Below are 18769 nucleotides of genomic sequence, written 5' to 3'. Positions count from 1 at the left end.
CGCGGTGCGCGATCCCGCGCGGCGGGCGTCCAACTGGCGCGCCACCACCACGCTGCCGGACGAATTGGAGCGTCAGCGGATCGTCGGCATCGCGGGCATCGACACCCGCGCGCTGGTGCGCCACCTGCGCACCCGCGGTTCGATGAAGGCGGGCATCTTCTCCGGCGCCGCGCTGGCCGATACCGAAGAACTGGTGGCCAGGGTGAACGGCCAGCCGTCCATGCTGGGCGCCGACCTCGCGGGCGAGGTGAGCACCGACGCGCTCTACACCATCGAGCCGGACGGTGACCACCGGTGCACCGTCGTCGCGGTGGACCTCGGCATCAAGACCAACACCCCGCGCATGTTCGCCCAGCGTGGCATGCGGGTACACGTCGTGTCGTCGGCCACGTCGCTGGCGCAGATCCTCGAACTGAAGCCGGACGGCGTCTTCCTGTCCAACGGCCCCGGCGATCCGGCCACCGCCGACACGGCGGTCGAGCTGACCCGCGGCGTGCTCGGGGAAGGGCTGCCGCTGTTCGGCATCTGCTTCGGCAACCAGATCCTCGGCCGCGCGCTCGGCCGCGACACCTACAAGATGAAGTTCGGCCACCGCGGCATCAACATCCCGGTGGTGGAGCACGAGACCGGCCGGATCTCGATCACGGCGCAGAACCACGGGTTCGCGCTGGAAGGCGAGCGGGGCGAGCGGTTCGAGACTCCCTTCGGCACGGCCGAGGTGAGTCACGTCTGCGCCAACGACGGCACCGTCGAGGGCGTCCGGCTGGTCGACGGCCGCGCCTTCTCCGTGCAGTACCACCCGGAGGCCGCCGCCGGACCCCACGACGCCGCGTATCTGTTCGACCGTTTCGCCGGTCTCATGGAAGGAGCCTGATGCCTCGCCGCGAGGATCTGAAGCACATCCTGGTGATCGGTTCTGGCCCGATCGTCATCGGCCAGGCGTGCGAATTCGACTACTCCGGCACGCAGGCGTGCCGGGTGCTGCGGGCCGAGGGCCTGCGGGTGTCGCTGGTCAACTCGAACCCGGCGACGATCATGACCGACCCGGAGTTCGCCGACGCCACGTACGTGGAGCCGATCACGCCGGAGTTCGTGGAGAAGGTCATCGCGCAGGAGCGTCCCGACGCCATCCTGGCCACCCTGGGTGGCCAGACCGCGCTGAACACCGCGGTCGCGCTGCACGAGCGCGGTGTGCTGGAGAAGTACGGCGTGGAGCTGATCGGCGCCGACTTCGACGCCATCCAGCGCGGTGAGGACCGGCAGAAGTTCAAGGACATCGTCGCCAAGGTGGGCGGGGAGAGCGCCCGCTCGCGGGTCTGCTTCACCATGGACGAGGTGCGCGAGACGGTCGGTGAGCTCGGCTTTCCCGTGGTGGTGCGCCCGTCGTTCACCATGGGCGGCCTCGGTTCCGGCATGGCCTACAACGACGAGGACCTCGACCGCATCGCCGGCGGCGGCCTGGCCGCCTCGCCCACCGCGAACGTCCTCATCGAGGAGTCCATTCTCGGCTGGAAGGAATACGAACTCGAGCTGATGCGCGACGGCCGCGACAACGTCGTGGTGGTGTGCTCGATCGAGAACGTCGACCCGATGGGCGTGCACACCGGCGACTCGATGACCGTCGCCCCCGCGATGACGCTCACCGACCGCGAGTACCAGAAGCTGCGCGACCTGGGCATCGCCATCCTGCGCGAGGTCGGCGTCGACACCGGCGGTTGCAACATCCAGTTCGCGGTCAACCCGCTCGACGGCCGCCTGATCGTCATCGAGATGAACCCGCGCGTTTCGCGCTCGTCCGCGCTGGCCTCCAAGGCGACCGGCTTCCCGATCGCGAAGATCGCGGCCAAGCTGGCCATCGGCTACACGCTCGACGAGATCGTCAACGACATCACCAAGGAAACCCCGGCCTGTTTCGAGCCGACCCTGGACTACGTGGTCGTCAAGGCGCCGCGATTCGCGTTCGAGAAGTTCCCGGGCGCCGACGGCACGCTGACCACCACCATGAAGTCCGTCGGCGAGGCGATGTCGCTCGGCCGCAACTTCGCCGAGGCGCTGGGCAAGGTGCTGCGTTCCCTGGAGACCAAGGCCGCGGGCTTCTGGACCCAGGACGACGGGGCATGGACCGACGCCGAAGCGATCCTGGCGGACCTGCGCACTCCCACCGAGGGGCGCATCTACCAGGTGGAGCGGGCGCTGCGCCACGGCGCGAGCATCGAGGACGTCGCCGCCGCCTCGGGTATCGACCCGTGGTTCGTCGCGGAATTGGCCGGCTTGGTCGAACTGCGCCAGGAAATCCTCGACGCGCCCGTGCTGGACGAGCAGCTGTTGCGCCGGGCCAAGCACTACGGTCTGTCCGACCGTCAGCTGGCCGCGCTGCGGCCGGAGCTGGCGGGGGAGACCGGCGTGCGCGCCCTGCGGCACCGGCTCGGTATCCGCCCGGTCTTCAAGACCGTCGACACCTGCGCCGCCGAGTTCGAGGCCAAGACCCCGTACCACTACTCGGCCTACGAGCTCGATCCCGCCGCCGAGTCCGAGGTGGCGCCGCAGCGCGAACGCGCGAAGGTGATCATTCTCGGGTCCGGTCCGAACCGCATCGGCCAGGGCATCGAGTTCGACTACTCGTGTGTGCACGCGGCGCAGACCCTGTCGCAGGCCGGGTACGAGACCGTGATGGTCAACTGCAACCCGGAGACCGTCTCCACCGATTACGACACCGCCGATCGCCTCTACTTCGAGCCGCTGACCTTCGAGGACGTGCTCGAGGTCTACCACGCCGAATGCGAGTCCGGCACCGTCGCGGGCGTCATCGTGCAGCTGGGCGGGCAGACCCCGCTCGGTCTCGCGCAGCGGCTCACCGACGCGGGGGTGCCGGTGGTCGGCACCAGCGCGGCCGCCATCGACCTGGCCGAGGACCGCGGCGAGTTCGGCGAGGTGCTGGTCGCGGCCGGACTGCCCGCGCCGAAGTACGGCACCGCGACCACGTTCGCGCAGGCGCGCAAGATCGCGGGCGACATCGGCTACCCGGTGCTGGTGCGCCCGTCCTACGTGCTCGGCGGCCGCGGTATGGAGATCGTCTACGACGAGAACTCGCTGGAGGGCTACATCTCCCGCGCGACCGAGCTGAGCCCGGAGCATCCGGTGCTGGTCGACCGGTTCCTGGAGGACGCGATCGAGATCGACGTCGACGCGCTGTGCGACGGCGAGGAGGTCTACCTCGGCGGCGTGATGGAGCACATCGAGGAGGCGGGCATCCACTCCGGCGACTCGGCCTGCGCCCTGCCGCCGATCACGCTGGGCCGCAGCGACATCGAGGCGGTACGCCGCTCGACCGTCGCGCTGGCCAAGGGCATCGGCGTCCGCGGCCTGCTCAACGTGCAGTACGCGCTCAAGGACGACGTGCTCTACGTGCTGGAGGCCAATCCGCGCGCGAGCCGGACGGTCCCGTTCGTGTCCAAGGCGACCGCGGTGCCGCTGGCCAAGGCCGCGGCGCGGATCATGCTCGGCGCCACCATCGCCGAGCTGCGCAAGGAGGGCATGCTGCCCAGCGAGGGCGACGGCGGGCACGTCGCGCTGGACGCTCCGGTGGCGGTCAAGGAGGCCGTGCTGCCGTTCCACCGCTTCCGGCGCGCCGACGGCAGCGGCGTGGATTCGCTGCTGTCGCCGGAGATGAAGTCCACCGGCGAGGTGATGGGCATCGACGCCGATTTCGGCACCGCCTTCGCCAAGAGCCAGACCGCCGCCTACGGCTCGCTGCCCACCGAGGGCACCGTGTTCGTCTCGATCGCCAACCGGGACAAGCGCGCCATGGTCTTCCCGGTGAAGCGCCTGCACGACCTCGGCTTCCGCATCCTCGCCACCGAAGGCACGGCGGAAATGCTGCGCCGCAACGGTATTCCGTGCGAGCAGGTGCGCAAGCACTCCGAGATCGGCCCGGGCGACGAGCCGACGATCGTGGAGCAGATCCGCGACGGCGAGGTCGACATGGTGTTCAACACGCCCTACGGCAACTCCGGCCCGCGGGTGGACGGCTACGAGATCCGCAGCGCGGCGGTCGGGGTGAACATCCCGTGCATCACCACCGTGCAGGGCGCGGCGGCCGCCGTGCAAGGCATCGAGGCCAGCATCAACGGCGGAATCGGTGTGCGGTCGCTGCAAGAACTGCACTCGGTGCTGCGTGGGTGAGCCGCGGGAGGACGGAGCGGGCGAGATGAAGACCTTCGGCGACCGGTTGCGGCACGCTATGGGGCAGTTCGGGCCGGTGTGCGTCGGCATCGACCCGCATCCGGAACTGCTGCGGTCCTGGGGTCTCACCGAGAACGTCGAGGGGCTGGAGCGGTTCGCCGAGATCTGCGTGGAGGCGTTCGACGGCTTGGTCGCGCTGGTCAAGCCGCAGGTCGCGTTCTTCGAGGCCTACGGCTCCGGCGGTATCGCGGTCCTGGAGCGCACCATCGAGGTGTTGCGCGCCTCGGGGACCTTGGTGCTCGCCGACGCCAAGCGCGGCGACATCGGGTCGACCATGGACGCCTACGCCCGGACCTGGCTGGCCGACGGTCCGCTCGGGTCCGACGCGGTGACCGTCTCGCCGTATCTGGGATTCGGGTCGCTGTCGCCCGCGCTCACGCTGGCGCGGGCCAACCAGCGCGGCGTCTTCGTGCTCGCGGCGACGTCGAATCCCGAAGGAGCGCAGGTGCAGGGGGCGGTGGCCGCGGACGGCCGCGCCGTGGCGCAGACGATGGTCGACGAGGCCGCGGCCCGCAACGCGGGCGAAGCGTTCGGTTCGGTGGGCGTGGTGGTCGGGGCCACCTTGCCCGCGGCTCCGGACCTGTCCGCGCTGAACGGGCCGATCCTCATGCCCGGGGTCGGCGCCCAGGGCGGCGGTCCGGAGACGATCCGGAACCTGGTCCCCGAGCCGATGCTCGGCGCCGTCGTCCCGAACGTCTCGCGGGAAGTGCTCCGGGACGGCCCCGCCGTCCCGGCACTGCGTGCCAGTGTGCACGCCCGCCAGGACGCGTTCGCGTTTCTGCGGAAATGACCACGAAGGCCGGCGCACCCGCGCCGGCCTTCGGTCGTTTCGTGGCCTGTGCGTGCAGGTGCACGCCCACACGCGGTCGTTGCCGGTACCTGTGCGCGCTCCTGGGCCGATTTCGGGAACCGCGGGTGCACGGAGCGGCACATCGCTCCTGGACCGGCGTACAGGGCCAGGATCGGCATCGGATGCCGCTCATGGCGGCCGTGACGACCGGATGTGACGCCCGACACGCGGTGCGAACTCGCGACACGCGGAAATTTTCGAAGAAGTTCCTGGTAGGGCGGTCGAGGGGTTGCTGGAGAGATGCGCCGCCGTGCCGCAACCCTTCCGCAAACCACTCGGTCTGTCGAAAACTGCCTGCTGGCGGCATATTTCGCGACGTCGGCAGCGCGAGCCGCGCGGTGGCGCGGGCGGGCCGCCACCGGCGCCGCCCCGGTCCGCTCGCCGCTCGGAATCATGCGCTGACCTGGGGGGTGGGTTCGCAATCGGCGGACGTCGTGGGTACGGTCGCTGAGACTGCCGGGTTACCGGCAGGAGTTGATGCAATGAACGATGAGACGGAGGAACCGTGGCCCTTCCCCAGCTGACTGACGAGCAGCGCGCCGCTGCTTTGGAGAAGGCGGCTGCCGCTCGCCGCGCTCGGGCGGAGCTCAAGGAGCGCTTGAAGCGTGGCGGCACCAACCTGAAGCAGGTCCTCACCGACGCCGAGACCGACGAGATCCTCGGCAAGATGAAGGTGTCGGCGCTGCTGGAGGCTTTGCCGAAGGTGGGCAAGGTCAAGGCGGCGGAAATCATGAGCGAGCTGGAGATCGCCCCCACCCGGCGGCTGCGCGGACTCGGCGATCGGCAGCGCAAGGCGCTGCTGGCCCGGTTCGACTTCGACGCCTGACGACGAGGGTGATCGAACACACGCGGAAGGGTCGACTGGTAGTACTGGTCGGCCCCTCGGCCGTGGGCAAGTCCACCGTGGTCCGCTGTGTCCGCGAACGGCTGCCCGACCTGGTCTTCAGCGTGTCGGCAACGACCCGGGCCCCCAGGCCCGGGGAGGTCGACGGCCTCGACTATCGCTTCGTCTCCCGTGCGGAGTTCGACGCGATGATCGAGGCGGGTGAACTGCTCGAATGGGCGGACATCCACGGCGGGTTGCAGCGTTCGGGCACGCCCGCCGGGCCGGTGCGCGCCGCGCTGGCGGAAGGCCTTCCGGTGCTGGTCGAAGTGGACCTGGAGGGCGCGCGGTCGGTGCGCAGGGCGATGCCGGAGGCGATCCTGGTCTTCCTCGCCCCGCCGAGCTGGGAGGAGTTGGTGGCGCGCCTGACCTCGCGCGGCACCGAGTCGCCCGAGGTGATCGAGCGCCGGCTGGAAACGGCCAGGATCGAGCTGGCGGCCTGTGACGAGTTCGACATGGTTATCGTGAACGACGAGGTGACCAGCGCCTGTGAGCAGTTGGTATCGTTGTTCGTTAGCACAAATTCGAGTTCGTGACCTCCCCAACACCAGGAGTCCCCCTAGTGAGCAGTACGGACACCAAGACCGCGCCCGCCTACGACACGCCGGTCGGCCTCACCAACCCGCCGATCGACGAGTTGCTCGAGCGCACGTCGTCCAAGTACGCCCTGGTCATCTACGCGGCCAAGCGGGCCCGCCAGATCAACGACTACTACAACCAGCTCGGCGACGGCATCCTCGAGTACGTCGGCCCGCTGGTCGAGCCGGGTCTGCAGGAGAAGCCGCTGTCGGTCGCCCTGCGTGAGATCCACTCCGACCTGCTCGAGCACTCCGAAGGCGAGTGAGGCGAACCGCGTTCGTCGTGACCACGACTAGGCCGGAGGCGTAGTGACCACAAGGATCGTCGTCGGCGTAGCCGGAGGGATCGCCGCCTACAAGGCGTGCTCTCTGGTCCGGCGGTTCACCGAGACCGGACACGACGTCCGGGTGATCCCCACCCACTCGGCGCTGGAGTTCGTCGGCAAGGCGACCTTCGAAGCACTGTCCGGGAACCCGGTGCACACCGGCGTCTTCTCCGACGTGCCGGAGGTCCCGCACGTTCGGCTGGGCCAGGAGGCGGACCTGGTGGTCATCGCCCCGGCGACCGCCGACCTGATGGCGCGCGCCGCGTCCGGCCGCGCCGACGACTTGCTCACCGCCACGCTGCTGACGGCCCGATGTCCGATCTTGTTCGCGCCCGCGATGCACACCGAGATGTGGGAGCATCCGGCGACCGTCGCCAACGTCGCGACGCTGCGCGCTCGCGGTGCCGTCGTCATGGAACCCGCGGCGGGCCGGCTCACCGGCGCCGACACCGGTCCCGGACGACTGCCCGAGCCCGAGGAGATCTTCGGTCTCGCGTCGCTGCTCATGGAGCGCGCCGACGCGATCCCGCGCGATCTGGCGGGCCGCCGGGTCGTCATCACCGCGGGCGGCACGAGGGAACCGCTGGATCCGGTGCGTTTCCTCGGTAACCGCAGCTCCGGCAAGCAGGGCTACGCGCTCGCGCGGGTCGCCGCCCAGCGCGGCGCCCACGTCACGCTCATCGCGGGCAACACGATCGAGATGGCGGCGCCCGCCGCCGTCGACCTGGTGCACATCACCACCGCCGAACAGCTGAAGACAGCGGTCGACAAGCACGCCGTCGGCGCGGACGCGGTGATCATGGCCGCGGCCGTCGCCGATTTCCGGCCGACCAACGTCGCCGCCGCCAAGATCAAGAAGGGCGCGGGCGAGCCGGACGTCATTCCGCTGACCAAGACCGACGACATCCTCGCCGGGCTCGTACAGGCGCGACGTGACGGACAACTGCCCGGCACCGCGATCGTCGGCTTCGCCGCCGAGACCGGTGACGAGCACGGCGACGTCCTCACGCACGCGCGGGCGAAGCTCGCCCGCAAGGGCTGCGATCTTCTGGTGGTCAACGCCGTCGGCGAGGGCAAGGCGTTCGAGGTGGACACCAACGACGGCTGGCTGCTGGGTGCGGACGGCACCGAGCAGGCGCTCGATCACGGGTCGAAGGCGTTACTGGCCAGCCGGGTGCTCGACGCGCTGAGTGTGTTGCTGCGCTGAGCCGGGCCGCGTGCCTGCCAGGATCGATATTCGGTCGTTCGTTCGCGCCGCCGTCACCATTTCGGTGCCGCCGGGACACCGCCGGTTCAGCTGTCTGGGATGGCTGTACGGTAGGTCCCCGCCGGGTCGGTGTTTTGGAATAGTCTGGAATCCAAGGGTTGCCCAGTCGCGACTTCGCGTTACTGTCGCAACCCGATACGAGTAACCCGTTGAGGGAGAGGGAAGAACTGTGCGCACGTCCGGGAGCCGGCTTTTCACCAGTGAGTCCGTGACCGAAGGTCATCCGGATAAAATCTGTGATGCCATCAGCGATTCCATTCTCGACGCGTTGCTCGCGGAGGATCCGCGCAGCCGGGTCGCGGTGGAAACCCTCGTGACGACCGGCCAGGTTCATGTCGCCGGCGAGGTCACCACGTCGGCGTACGCCGATATTCCGCGAATTGTCCGGGAGAAGGTCCTGGAAATCGGATATGACTCTTCGGCAAAGGGATTCGACGGAAATTCCTGCGGTGTGAATATCGCGATCGGAGCGCAGTCGCCGGATATCGCGCAGGGTGTGGACACCTCGCACGAGGCGCGGGTCGGCGGCTCCGACGACGAGATCGAGCGCCAGGGCGCGGGCGACCAGGGTCTGATGTTCGGCTACGCCACCAAGGACACCCCCGAGCTGATGCCGCTGCCGATCGCGCTCGCGCACCGGCTGTCGCGCCGCCTGACCGAGGTGCGCAAGTCCGGTGTGCTGCCCTACCTGCGCCCGGACGGCAAGACCCAGGTCACCATCGAGTACGACGGCGACCGCCCGGTCCGCCTCGACACGGTCGTCATCTCCACCCAGCACGCCGCCGACATCGATCTGGACAACCTGCTCGCCCCCGACATCCGCGAGAAGGTGCTCGACGCGGTGCTCGCCGACCTGGAGGTGCCCACGCTGGACACCTCGGACATCCGTCTGCTGGTCAACCCGACCGGCAAGTTCGTGCTCGGCGGTCCGATGGGCGACGCGGGCCTGACCGGCCGCAAGATCATCGTCGACACCTACGGCGGCATGGCCCGCCACGGCGGCGGCGCCTTCTCCGGCAAGGACCCGTCGAAGGTCGACCGTTCGGCCGCCTACGCCATGCGCTGGGTCGCGAAGAACGTGGTCGCGGCCGACCTGGCCGACCGGGTGGAGGTCCAGGTGGCCTACGCGATCGGCAAGGCCGCCCCGGTCGGCTTGTTCGTCGAGACCTTCGGCACCGAGAAGGTCGACCCGGCGCGCATCTCCACCGCGATCGCGGAGGTGTTCGACCTGCGTCCCGGCGCGATCATCCGCGACTTGGACCTGCTGCGCCCGATCTACGCGCCGACCGCCGCGTACGGCCACTTCGGCCGCACCGACGTCGACCTGCCCTGGGAGCACACCGATCGCGCGGACAAGCTGCGCGCGGCCGTCGGGCTCTGATCCCGATCAGGCCCGAGTGAACGAACCCGCGGCGGACAACCCCGCCATCGAGGCGGACCGTCCGTCCGCGGGTCCCGCGGCTGTGCGGCTGCCGATCGCCCGGGTGCTCCCGCTGCTGTCGCCTGCGCACCTGGATCGCGACTTCGACTACCTGGTTCCCCCCGAGCTGGACGAAATCGCCCAGCCCGGGGTCCGGGTGCGTGTCCGTTTCGCGGGCCGCCTGGTGGACGGTTATCTGCTCGCTCGATCGGCGCACACCGACCACGGCGGCAAGCTGGTCAAGCTCGAACGGGTCGTCTCCGGCGAGCGCGTGCTGACGCCGGAGATCCTCGAGCTGGCCGGCGCGGTGGCTGCCCGGTACGCGGGCACGCGCGCCGACGTCCTGCGGCTGGCGATCCCCCCGCGTCATGCCCGCACCGAAGCCGGTGGCCGCAAGACATCCTCGGCCGCCCACGCTGTTTCCCCTGAATCCGTGGTGCCCGATCCTGCTTCCTCGCTGAACCCCGAACGCGCGGACGGAGTCTCCATCGAAAGCATCGGAGACCAAACGTCTTTCGATTCGCGATCCGCGTATTCCGATGTGGCGGAAATCGAGACGGCGAACCTCGGCGATGGCTCGGCGCCAGCGGACGGCGATGCCGTCGTGGCGAGGGAACGGAGTGCCGCGATTTCGGCGAGCGGGCAACCACTTACGGCTGATGGTAGTGCCGATGGGGCCGATGAACCCGGTGCTGTGGGGGCCGCGAGTGGGCAACCGCATACGGCGGATGATGATGCCGCCGGAGCGGGGGAACCAAGTGCTGGGAGCTCCGCGAGTGGGCAGCCGCGCAGGCCGGAGACGGACAACGACGAGCCTCCTGCGGGGATGACCTCGGGCCAGCGGGAAGAACTCTCGGTCGACGCGCGAATCGACGCCGAGCAGGACGCCGCCTCCGCGGACCGGGCTGGCCGCGGCGACTCGCGGGTTTTGCTGGAACACATGGATGTCGCTTCCTGGGGGCGCTACGTGCACGGTGCGGCGTTCGTCGATGCGCTCGCACAGGGGAAAGGGGCTCGCGCGGCCTGGCAGGCGCTACCCGGCGAGGACTGGCCACGGCGGCTGGCCGAGCTCGCGGCGGTGGTGGCCGCGCAAGGGCGCAGCGCCATCCTCATGGTGCCCGACCAGCGCGATCTCGACCGGGTGCTGGCGGAATGTGTGCGCTTGGTGGGGGATTCGGCGGTCGGACTCGCCGCCGGACTCGGCCCCGCCGCGAGGTACCGGCGCTGGCTCGCGGTGCTGCGTGGTTCGGCGCGGGTGGTGGTCGGCACGCGCAGCGCGGTGTTCGCCCCGGCGGTGGACCTCGGGCTGATCGCGGTGTGGGACGACGGCGACGACACCTACGCCGAACCGCGCGCGCCGTATCCGCACGCCCGTGAGGTCGCGATGTTGCGCGCCCACGAGACCGGCGCGGCCTTCGTCGCGGCCGGGTTCGCGCGGACCGCCGAGATCCAGGCCGTGGTCGATTCCGGCTGGGCGCACGATCTGGTCGCCGACCGCGCCGTACTGCGCAAGGCCGCCCCCCGGATCAGCGCTCCCGGCGACAGTGACATCGCTCTGGAACGAGATCCGGTCGCCCGGGCCGTGCGGATCCCCGGCGTCGCCTTCGCCGCCGCTCGTGCTGCCCTGAAGGAGGGTGCGCCGGTGCTGGTGCAGGTGCCACGCCGTGGTTACATTCCCGCGCTGGCCTGTGGGAAATGCCGCACTCCGGCCCGATGCAGGCACTGCAACGGGCCGCTCGCGCTGCCGGAGGCCCGCGCGTCGCGGGGGTCGGCTGCTGAAGCCGGCGCAGCCGCGCAGAGCCCCGCTTGTCGCTGGTGCGGTATCACCGAGGCCGCGTTCCGATGCACGACCTGCGGGTCGCGCGCGCTGCGCGCCGTCGTGATCGGTGCGGCGCGCACGGCGGAGGAATTGGGACGCGCTTTCCCGGGCGTGCCGATCCGGGGTTCCGGGGGCGGCACGGTGCTCGACGCCGTGGAGCCGGGCCCCCAAGTGGTCGTCTCGACGGTCGGCGCCGAACCGGTGGTTCCCGGCGGCTACGGCGTCGCGCTCCTGCTCGACGGCTGGGCGCTGCTCGGCCGTGCCGACCTGCGGGCCGCCGAAGACGCGCTGCGCCGCTGGATGGCGGCGGCCGCGCTGGTCCGTGCGCACGGCCAGGTCATCGTGGTGGCCGAGCCCGCCATCCCCACCGTGCAGGCGCTGGTCCGATGGGACCCGGTGGGCGCGGCACGCGCCGAGGTGGCGGCGCGTGCCGAGGTCGGCTTCCCGCCCGCGGTACGCCTCGCCGCGATCGACGGCACCGCCGACACCATCGCCGAACTGCTCGCGGCGGCGGATCTGCCCGGTGCGGTCGACCGTCTCGGACCGGTGCCGCTGCCGGACGGCGCCCGCACGCCCTTCTCCTCCGGCGACTCGCCCGCCGCAGTCGAACGCCTGCTGCTGCGGGTCGAACGCCGCCACGGAGCGGCGCTGGCGCGGGCCCTGCGCGCGGCCCAAGCGGTCCGCAGTACGCACCGCTCGGACGCACCGCTGCGCGTCCAGATAGATCCCGTCGACATCGGCTGACAGCTGCTACCGGGACGCGCGAACTCTCGGATGCTTCCGCAACCGTCCTGCGCTGACGATGTGATGCGCGTCCCGGTGGATCGGGCCGAACGGCAGTTCGCCGCGATGAGCCGCGCCGACGCCCGGAGCTCGCGGTCGCCCATGTTGTGGCGTATTGAGGAATATCTCTAACCCGCAACGCTTTTCGTGATCCAGAACGCATGCTCGCCGAGGGTGTGAGGCCGGCGCGCTGGAACGACTCGTGGACGAGCTGATCCGTTCGCCGGGGCCGGGGAGAGACCAACCCCTTGCGCTCGATGTATTGTCGATATATCGTCGATAACATGAATCGAACACAAGAGCCTTGGGAGGCTGACATGGAACACCGAGAAGATCGAGAATTCGGCAGGCGTGGTCGCGCAGCGTGGCCCGGTGACGAGGGCTTCGAACGCGGGCGGCGGTTTCGCCGGGGCGGACGGCACGGATTCGGTCCCGAATTCGGGCCGGGCTTCGGTCCCGGTTTCGGACCCGGCTTCGGCCCGCACTTCGGTCGCGGCCGTGGCCGCGGCGGCCGTGGCAGGCGCGGCGACGTACGGGCTGCGGTCCTGCTGCTGCTGACCGAGCGGCCCATGCACGGATACGAACTGATCCAGCAGATCCGGGAACGCAGCGACGATCTCTGGCGGCCGAGCCCGGGATCGATCTACCCGGCGCTGGCGCAGTTGGAGGACGAGGGCTTGGTCCTCATCGAGAAGGTGGCCGGACGCAAAACCGCGAAGCTCACCGACAGCGGCGCCGAGTACGTCGCGGCGCACCGGGACGAGCTGGGCGATCCGTGGGCGGACGTGCAGCAGGATGTCGGGGCGCAGGCGATCGATCTGCGTGGACTCGTCGGACAGCTGATGGGCGCGGTGGCGCAGGTCGCGGCCGCGGGCACCCCGCAGCAGGCGGCGCGCGCGGCGGAGCTGCTCACCGAGACCCGCAAGTCTCTTTACCGCATTCTCGCCGAGGATGAGACCCCCGATAAGTAGGGGAGGCGAAACACCCCGATAGCGCGGGCTTTTCGAGCCGATCGGAGCGATCATTGTGATATGCGACAGCGTGATGGGTCGGGAGCCTGGGGTATTTCACACTTGCGTGGCGTTGTGCTGGCCTTCGTGGTCGCCGGCGCCACCGCGCTGGGCTCGGGCGTGGTCTCGGCCGAGCCCGTCGGCTTCCGGCCGCCCGACGTGCCGACGTACGCCGGGCCGCCGCAACCCGATCACCTAGCCGCCGCGTGGTATCAGAAGAGTCACCCGAACGCGGCCCCGATCGGCACCAATGATTTCGGCTGCGTGCCCAGCGCCGCGCATCCCCACCCGGTGGTGCTCGCGCACGGGACCGACTCCTCCGCCTATTCCGACTGGTCCGGGATCGCGCCGCGGCTGACCGCCGCCGGATTCTGCGTCTTCGCGCTGAACTACGGCGGCAAGCCCGGCGCGGAGAGTTACGGTACCGAGGATCTGGTGCTCAGCGCCTACCAGATCGGCGCGTTCGTCGATCAGGTGCTCGCGGCGACCGGGGCGGGCAAGGTCGACCTGGTCGGGTTCTCGCAGGGCGCCAACGTGACCCGGTACTACGTCAACAAGCTGGGCGGTGCGCCCAAGGTCGACCAGTGGGTCGGTCTGGCCTCGCCGAGCTATGGCGGCGTGATGTACGGGCTGGTGCCGGTGGCCCAGGCGATTCCCGGCGCCTTACAGGCGTTCGCCGCGGTGACGTCGCTCGCCGCGGTGCAGCAGGCCGAGGGGTCGCCGACCATGCTCGACCTCAACGCGGGCGGCGACACGGTGCCCGGCGTACGTTACGTGACCGTCGGCAGCCGGGTCGACGAGATGATCCAGCCGTTCGAGAACATCGCGCTGCGGGGGCCGGGCGCGCGCAACATCGCCCTGCAGGATCTGTGTCCCACCGATCTCACCGGGCACTTCCACATGGTGTACGACCCGTTCGTGCAGGAGTTGCTGCTCACCGTGCTCGATCCGGGCAGTCCGGCTCCGGTGTGCCGGGTGGTCCCGCTGGGCACCGGCATTCCCGAGGTGATCATCGCGGGCAACTCCTGAACCGCGACCGCTCGGGCGTCGCGAGATCGGCACGTCCCATCAAGGTTCAATCAATGATTGAACCGTTGATGGGAACGTGATTGACTGAGCGTGTGCCGAAACAGGTCTCCGACTCCACGAACACCCGTGATCGTCTGCTGACAGCCGCCGAGCGGCTGCTGCTCGAGGGGCGCTACGACGCGGTGTCGGTGCGCGGGATCTGCGCCGAAGCCGGTGCGAATCCGGCGGCGGTGCACTACCACTTCGGATCGAAGGACGCCCTCGTCGCCGCGCTGCTCGAGGAGCGCTTGGGGCCCGTCTGGGAGAGCCGGCTTTCCGCTGTCGCCGACGGGCACGGTTCGATCGCCGAAGTGGTCGACGCGGTGATCGAGCCCTTCGTCGCGTTGTCCGCCGATCCGGTGGGCCGGTTGCACTTGCGACTGCTGGCGCAATTCGTACTCGGCAGGCACGTGACCGAATGGCGTCAGCCCTGGTTCCTGATCGATTCGTGGGTTCGCCTGTTGCCGGGTGTGAGCGAACGCGAGAGCCGCCGTCGCTGGATGTTGGCGTTCGACCTCGTCATCATGCGATTCGGCAGTGCGGAGCAACGAGAGATGTCGCAGGAGGCGGTGGCCACCCTCCGGGACTTCGTGGTGGCCGGTTTGACCGCGCCGACAGGAGAGAAACGATGAACGACGTATTCGCACCGGCTCGACTCGGGCCGCTCACCCTCCGCAATCGGGTGATCAAGGCCGCCACGTTCGAAGGCCGCACGCCGGACGCCCTGGTCACCGACGAGTTGATCGAGTTCCACCGCGAGGTCGCCGCCGGTGGCGTCGGGATGACGACCGTGGCGTACTGCGCGGTCGCTCCTGGCGGCCGGACCGACCGGCACCAGATCTGGATGCGCCCTGATGCCGTGCCCGGACTGCGGCGGCTCACCGACGCGGTCCACGAGGCGGGCGCAGCGGCGAGTGCGCAGATCGGTCACGCGGGCCCGGTGGCCAACGCGGCCTCCAACCGGGCACCGGCGCTCGCGCCCAGCCGGATGCTCAGCCCTCTCTCGATGCGCATGATGCGAACTCCCGACGAGCACGGTATCCGCGACCTCGTGGCCGCTCATGCCGACGCGGCGAAGCTGGCCGACCAAGCGGGCTTCGACGCGGTGGAGATCCACTTCGGGCACAACTACCTGGTGAGTTCTTTCCTGAGCCCCGCCCTGAACCGCCGCAAGGACCGGTACGGCGGCGCCTTGGCCAACCGCGCCCGGTTGGCGCGAGAGATCGCCGCGGCCGTCCGGCGAGCCGTGGGTGGCCGTCTGGCGGTGACCGCCAAGCTGAACATGGAAGACGGCGTGCGCGGCGGGCTCACCGTGCCCGAGTCGCTGCAGGTCGCCGCCTGGCTGGAGGCCGACGGCACGCTGGACGCGCTGGAGCTGACGGCGGGCAGTTCACTGCTCAACCCGATGCTGCTGTTCCACGGCGACGCGCCGCGACGGTCGTTCGCCGACGTGCTCCCGATCCCGGCGCGATGGGGATTCCGCCTGGTGGGCAAGGCGTTCCTGAAGGAATATCCGTACCGGGAGGCGTATCTGCTCGAGCGGGCGCGGCACTTCCGGCGGGAACTGTCGATGCCGCTGATCCTGCTCGGCGGCATCACCGAGCTGGACACCATGCGGCTGGCGATGGCGGAAGGTTTCGAGTTCGTCGCCATGGGCCGTGCGCTGCTGCGGGAACCGGATCTGCTGCATCGCATCCGATCCGACGCCTCCACCCGATCGGCCTGCGTGCACTGCAACGAGTGCATGCCCACGATCTACACCTGTACCCGCTGCGTATTCCGCCCCGATCAGCCGCGCGAACCCGTGGAGCTGACGTTGTCGGCGCCGACGGACAGGTCCGACCGGCCTGTCGGCCGGTAAGGCAGGCGAGCATCCGAGGCGTCTCCCGCTCAGGCCGCGATCAGTGGTGGACCGCGCGGAGTATCGCGCCGTCCCAGGCGAGGATTCGGTGGATCGCCTCGTGGTCCTCGAGGGTCAGAGCGGCGCGGCGCTTCTTCCAGAAATCCAGGCTCGCTGTCAAACCGGGGTCGGCGGTGGCGTGAACTCGGCAGTGCTCGGCCAAGGCCACACGCAGGCGCGGGGAGCTCGCCGGGTGTCCGGCGAGATCGATCAGGCTGGTCAGCGTCCGGCAGGCGGACACGAAGTCGCGCGCCGCGGCGGTCGGGCTTTTCGTAAGTCGGCTCATCGTCCTCTCGCGGTCGTCGTGTGCGGCCGAGCGTTGCTGCCGAACATGCCTGCGGCACAGCTTGTTCGAGCGGCGGTGCCGCGCCGCTCACGCTGACACGCGCCCGGCTCCGGTGCCAGAAGAGGAGAGTCGGATCGAGCGCGCGATCGGACTTTCCTATCGGCGATCCCGCGACGCCCGAGGTTCACGACGACGTCAGACCGGCGACGAGCATCGTCGTCATCGCGATGTCCATGGCCAGGTGCGGGAACACCGTGACGATGCGACAGCGGGCCGATTCGGCGCCGCGGGGCGGGCGGACCACGGCGGCCGCCGCCACCACCGCGTCGAGGAGGAACACGCCGGCGAGAAACCAGCCGAGTAGCGGGTAGGGCGGATCCGCCGGGTGGCCGGCGGGAGACCCGAGCGTCGTGTAGACCATCGCGAGTGCGGCGACACAGTGATACCCGGCGGCGCCGATCCGGTCATTGCGATTCCCCGAACGGTCGCGTGTTTCCGCGATCAGCCACACGACCGACGCGAGCGCGAGGGCTCCGAAGAGTTGGCGCCACCAGATGGCCGAAAGCGATCGGCTCCATTCGCTTCCCATCACCGCCATGGCGACGAGCATGATCAAGTGGAAGAGTTCCGTGCCCCGCCCGCCATAACGGTCGGGTCGTCCGGTCGCGGGGCGCGTCTGGAGCAGGCCGACGGCCGCTGCCGCCGCTCCACCGACGCACAGGACGATAAGCGCCCAGTTCGCCGCGGGCGACAGGCCGGCGTGGTGCACGCGCGGCCTATGCGGGGGTGACGAGCACGTCGCGCCGCCCACCCAGATCCACCTCGATGACCGCCTCGCCGCTTTCGTCGGCGACAAGCATCGATTCGGTCGCGCCGGTGACGCGATAGCCGCGGTGCGGGACCAGCCGCCGCAGCCCCAGTCGCACCCGTTTGGCTCCGCTGCCCGGTCGCAGCACCAGGTCGAGTGTGCTGCCGTCGGTCACCGCCTTGGCGACCAGGACATCCGGGTAGGGCGCTTCGCCGAGGATCGGACCGGTGCGCCACTCCCGCGGCACCGTGCCGAGAACGAGATCCCGCAGTCCGTCGGGGCGGTTGAACCGGGCGAGCGCGTGGTGGGCATTGGTCACCGTCGAGACTCCGGCGAAGCGCCGGGCGCCGTTGCGTTCCTCGACCCGGTACCGGTCGTGCATGGAGCGGACCAGAGCCGCGGCGAGGCCGATCTCGCCCATTTCCGCGGCGGCGGTGGCCACGAAGATCCGCGTCATCCCGTCACCGTTGACCACGTTGTAGTTGCCGAGGTCGACGCGGGTGCGTGCACTGCCGCGCAGTCGCACATTTTGCCCGTCGAAGTCGATGAAACGATCCCGCAGAGTGGTCCACGTGCCGCGCGCGAGGTCGGGCATCATCGCGTTGAGCCAGGCGACCATGCCTGCGTCGTAGCCGAGCACCGGTCTGCTGATGGTGATCGACGGGCCGAGCCTGCCCGGGATGAAGCGGCCGTTGCGCAGCCGCCACCCGTCGTGCAGATAGCTGTGCCGGATCCGGTCGACCAGGTCGCCGGTGAGCGCGGTGCCGTGCAAGCGGTCGTGCATGACCAAGGTGTTGTAGGCGAAGACGTTGCAGATCGGATAGATCAGGTGAGGTTCGCACGCGTATTGCGGACAGTCCGCGCGGGCGAGCATGTTTCGGCGGATCGCGCGGCTCAGGCGGGCGAAGTCGTACTCGTGCACTCGGGTCGGGCTCCACCGCAGCGTCAGCGAGCCCGGCCGGTCGAAGCTCGGATCGGCGTTGAGCGTTTCGTAGAGACCGATCATGACGCCGAAATAGCCGGTGTACATGACATTCGCGTGCCGCATGGGATCGGTTTCCCTGCGGGCGTAGCCGATCAGGCTCTCGGTGGCCCAGTATCCCCACACTCGCTTGTCACACATCTTGCGGATGGCGTTGCGCTGGGCTTCGGCGAGGTAACCGGTGAAGGCGGGCGTCCTCGTGTACTGCGCCATCGCGAGGGCGTAGGCGATGAAATTGAGCTGGTATCGCAGTGCGCTGCCCCCGATCTGCTCGATGCGGTCGAAGCCGTCGAACCGGTCGAGAGGTTGCAAGGCGAGGTCGAGGACGAACCGTTGCGCCGCCAGATCGTCCTCGTTCGATTCGGTGACGGGAGGCTGGATACGGGCTGCCGCCGCACTGGTCATGCCGCGACCTCGTGCCGTGCCGCGCGGGAAGCCGGAACGGCCGACGGCCCGGCGCGGTATGCGGTGGGCGGGAAGTCGACGGTGGGCTCGGGCCGGCCCCGCAGCCGATGCCTCAGCCTGCGCACACCAGCGACGAGGTAAC

The 18769-nt window shown here is 69.8% G+C and carries 16 protein-coding genes; 13 read left to right on the top strand and 3 right to left on the bottom strand.

Going from position 1 to position 18769, the window contains the following annotated elements; genetic code table 11:
* The 13 genes from carA to ON27_RS16450 all read left to right on the top strand — a co-directional run.
* A partial coding sequence (carA, locus tag ON27_RS16510; RefSeq protein WP_043727369.1) for a glutamine-hydrolyzing carbamoyl-phosphate synthase small subunit occupies positions 1-874 on the top strand: 874 nt, incomplete at its 5' end.
* Positions 874-4182, top strand: coding sequence for a carbamoyl-phosphate synthase large subunit (gene carB / locus ON27_RS16505; protein ID WP_043727345.1), 3309 nt, complete (start codon positions 874-876; stop codon positions 4180-4182). The genes carA and carB, both read left to right, overlap by 1 nt.
* Positions 4183-4207: 25 nt before the next feature.
* Positions 4208-5032 carry an orotidine-5'-phosphate decarboxylase gene (pyrF, locus tag ON27_RS16500; protein WP_043727366.1) on the top strand — a complete coding sequence of 275 codons (825 nt, stop codon included), beginning with the start codon at positions 4208-4210 and terminating at the stop codon, positions 5030-5032.
* Positions 5033-5597: 565 nt separating this feature from the next.
* Positions 5598-5918, top strand: coding sequence for an integration host factor, actinobacterial type (mihF, locus tag ON27_RS16495; protein ID WP_028476708.1), 321 nt, complete (start codon positions 5598-5600; stop codon positions 5916-5918).
* A gap of 8 nt (positions 5919-5926) precedes the next feature.
* Positions 5927-6511 carry a guanylate kinase gene (gmk, locus tag ON27_RS16490; RefSeq protein WP_043727341.1) on the top strand — a complete coding sequence of 195 codons (585 nt, stop codon included), beginning with the start codon at positions 5927-5929 and terminating at the stop codon, positions 6509-6511.
* 26 nt (positions 6512-6537) lie between these two features.
* Positions 6538-6819, top strand: a complete 282-nt coding sequence (gene rpoZ / locus ON27_RS16485; protein ID WP_039798918.1) for a DNA-directed RNA polymerase subunit omega — start codon at positions 6538-6540, stop codon at positions 6817-6819.
* A gap of 43 nt (positions 6820-6862) precedes the next feature.
* A complete protein-coding gene (gene coaBC / locus ON27_RS16480; RefSeq protein WP_043727338.1) occupies positions 6863-8086 on the top strand; it encodes a bifunctional phosphopantothenoylcysteine decarboxylase/phosphopantothenate--cysteine ligase CoaBC in 1224 nt (407 codons plus the stop codon).
* A gap of 229 nt (positions 8087-8315) precedes the next feature.
* Positions 8316-9527, top strand: a complete 1212-nt coding sequence (gene metK, locus ON27_RS16475; RefSeq protein WP_043727334.1) for a methionine adenosyltransferase — start codon at positions 8316-8318, stop codon at positions 9525-9527.
* An 82-nt stretch (positions 9528-9609) separates the two neighbouring features.
* Positions 9610-12129, top strand: a complete 2520-nt coding sequence (locus ON27_RS44780) for a primosomal protein N' (protein ID WP_245559976.1) — start codon at positions 9610-9612, stop codon at positions 12127-12129.
* Positions 12130-12485: 356 nt separating this feature from the next.
* A complete protein-coding gene (locus tag ON27_RS16465; RefSeq protein ID WP_043727331.1) occupies positions 12486-13139 on the top strand; it encodes a PadR family transcriptional regulator in 654 nt (217 codons plus the stop codon).
* A gap of 60 nt (positions 13140-13199) precedes the next feature.
* Complete coding sequence (locus tag ON27_RS16460; protein WP_083887622.1) at positions 13200-14207, top strand: esterase/lipase family protein; 1008 nt, start codon at positions 13200-13202, stop codon at positions 14205-14207.
* 80 nt (positions 14208-14287) lie between these two features.
* Positions 14288-14878, top strand: coding sequence for a TetR/AcrR family transcriptional regulator (locus ON27_RS16455; RefSeq protein ID WP_051046675.1), 591 nt, complete (start codon positions 14288-14290; stop codon positions 14876-14878).
* Positions 14875-16107 carry an NADH:flavin oxidoreductase gene (locus ON27_RS16450; RefSeq protein ID WP_051046674.1) on the top strand — a complete coding sequence of 411 codons (1233 nt, stop codon included), beginning with the start codon at positions 14875-14877 and terminating at the stop codon, positions 16105-16107. The genes ON27_RS16455 and ON27_RS16450 overlap by 4 nt, the downstream gene beginning before the upstream one ends.
* Positions 16108-16147: 40 nt before the next feature.
* Here the strand turns inward: ON27_RS16450 and ON27_RS42400 are convergent, their stop codons facing one another.
* The 3 genes from ON27_RS42400 to ON27_RS16435 all read right to left on the bottom strand — a co-directional run bounded on the left by ON27_RS42400 (position 16148) and on the right by ON27_RS16435 (position 18627).
* On the bottom strand, positions 16148-16432 hold the full coding sequence (locus ON27_RS42400) for a hypothetical protein (RefSeq protein WP_157227216.1): 285 nt from the start codon (positions 16430-16432) through the stop codon (positions 16148-16150).
* A gap of 184 nt (positions 16433-16616) precedes the next feature.
* Entirely contained in the window at positions 16617-17201 is a 585-nt protein-coding gene (locus ON27_RS16440) for a DUF5134 domain-containing protein (protein WP_043727320.1), read from the bottom strand.
* 7 nt (positions 17202-17208) lie between these two features.
* Positions 17209-18627: a linalool dehydratase/isomerase domain-containing protein gene (locus ON27_RS16435; protein WP_043727316.1), complete on the bottom strand. Its 1419-nt coding sequence runs from the start codon at positions 18625-18627 to the stop codon at positions 17209-17211.
* Positions 18628-18769 lie beyond the last annotated feature (142 nt).

Source organism: Nocardia asiatica NBRC 100129 (assembly GCF_000308415.1).
Lineage (GTDB): Bacteria > Actinomycetota > Actinomycetes > Mycobacteriales > Mycobacteriaceae > Nocardia > Nocardia asiatica.
The sequence above is the reverse complement of the archived record's forward strand: the minus strand, read 5'-3'. Positions and strand labels throughout refer to the sequence as shown.

Coding starts and splice junctions, on each gene's coding strand:
- ON27_RS42400 (WP_157227216.1), bottom strand. CDS start 16,432: ATGAGCCGACTTACGAAAAGCCCGACCGCCGCGGCGCGCGACTTCGTG.
- ON27_RS16450 (WP_051046674.1), top strand. CDS start 14,875: ATGAACGACGTATTCGCACCGGCTCGACTCGGGCCGCTCACCCTCCGC.
- ON27_RS16435 (WP_043727316.1), bottom strand. CDS start 18,627: ATGACCAGTGCGGCGGCAGCCCGTATCCAGCCTCCCGTCACCGAATCG.
- pyrF (WP_043727366.1), top strand. CDS start 4,208: ATGAAGACCTTCGGCGACCGGTTGCGGCACGCTATGGGGCAGTTCGGG.
- ON27_RS16460 (WP_083887622.1), top strand. CDS start 13,200: ATGCGACAGCGTGATGGGTCGGGAGCCTGGGGTATTTCACACTTGCGT.
- ON27_RS16465 (WP_043727331.1), top strand. CDS start 12,486: ATGGAACACCGAGAAGATCGAGAATTCGGCAGGCGTGGTCGCGCAGCG.
- carB (WP_043727345.1), top strand. CDS start 874: ATGCCTCGCCGCGAGGATCTGAAGCACATCCTGGTGATCGGTTCTGGC.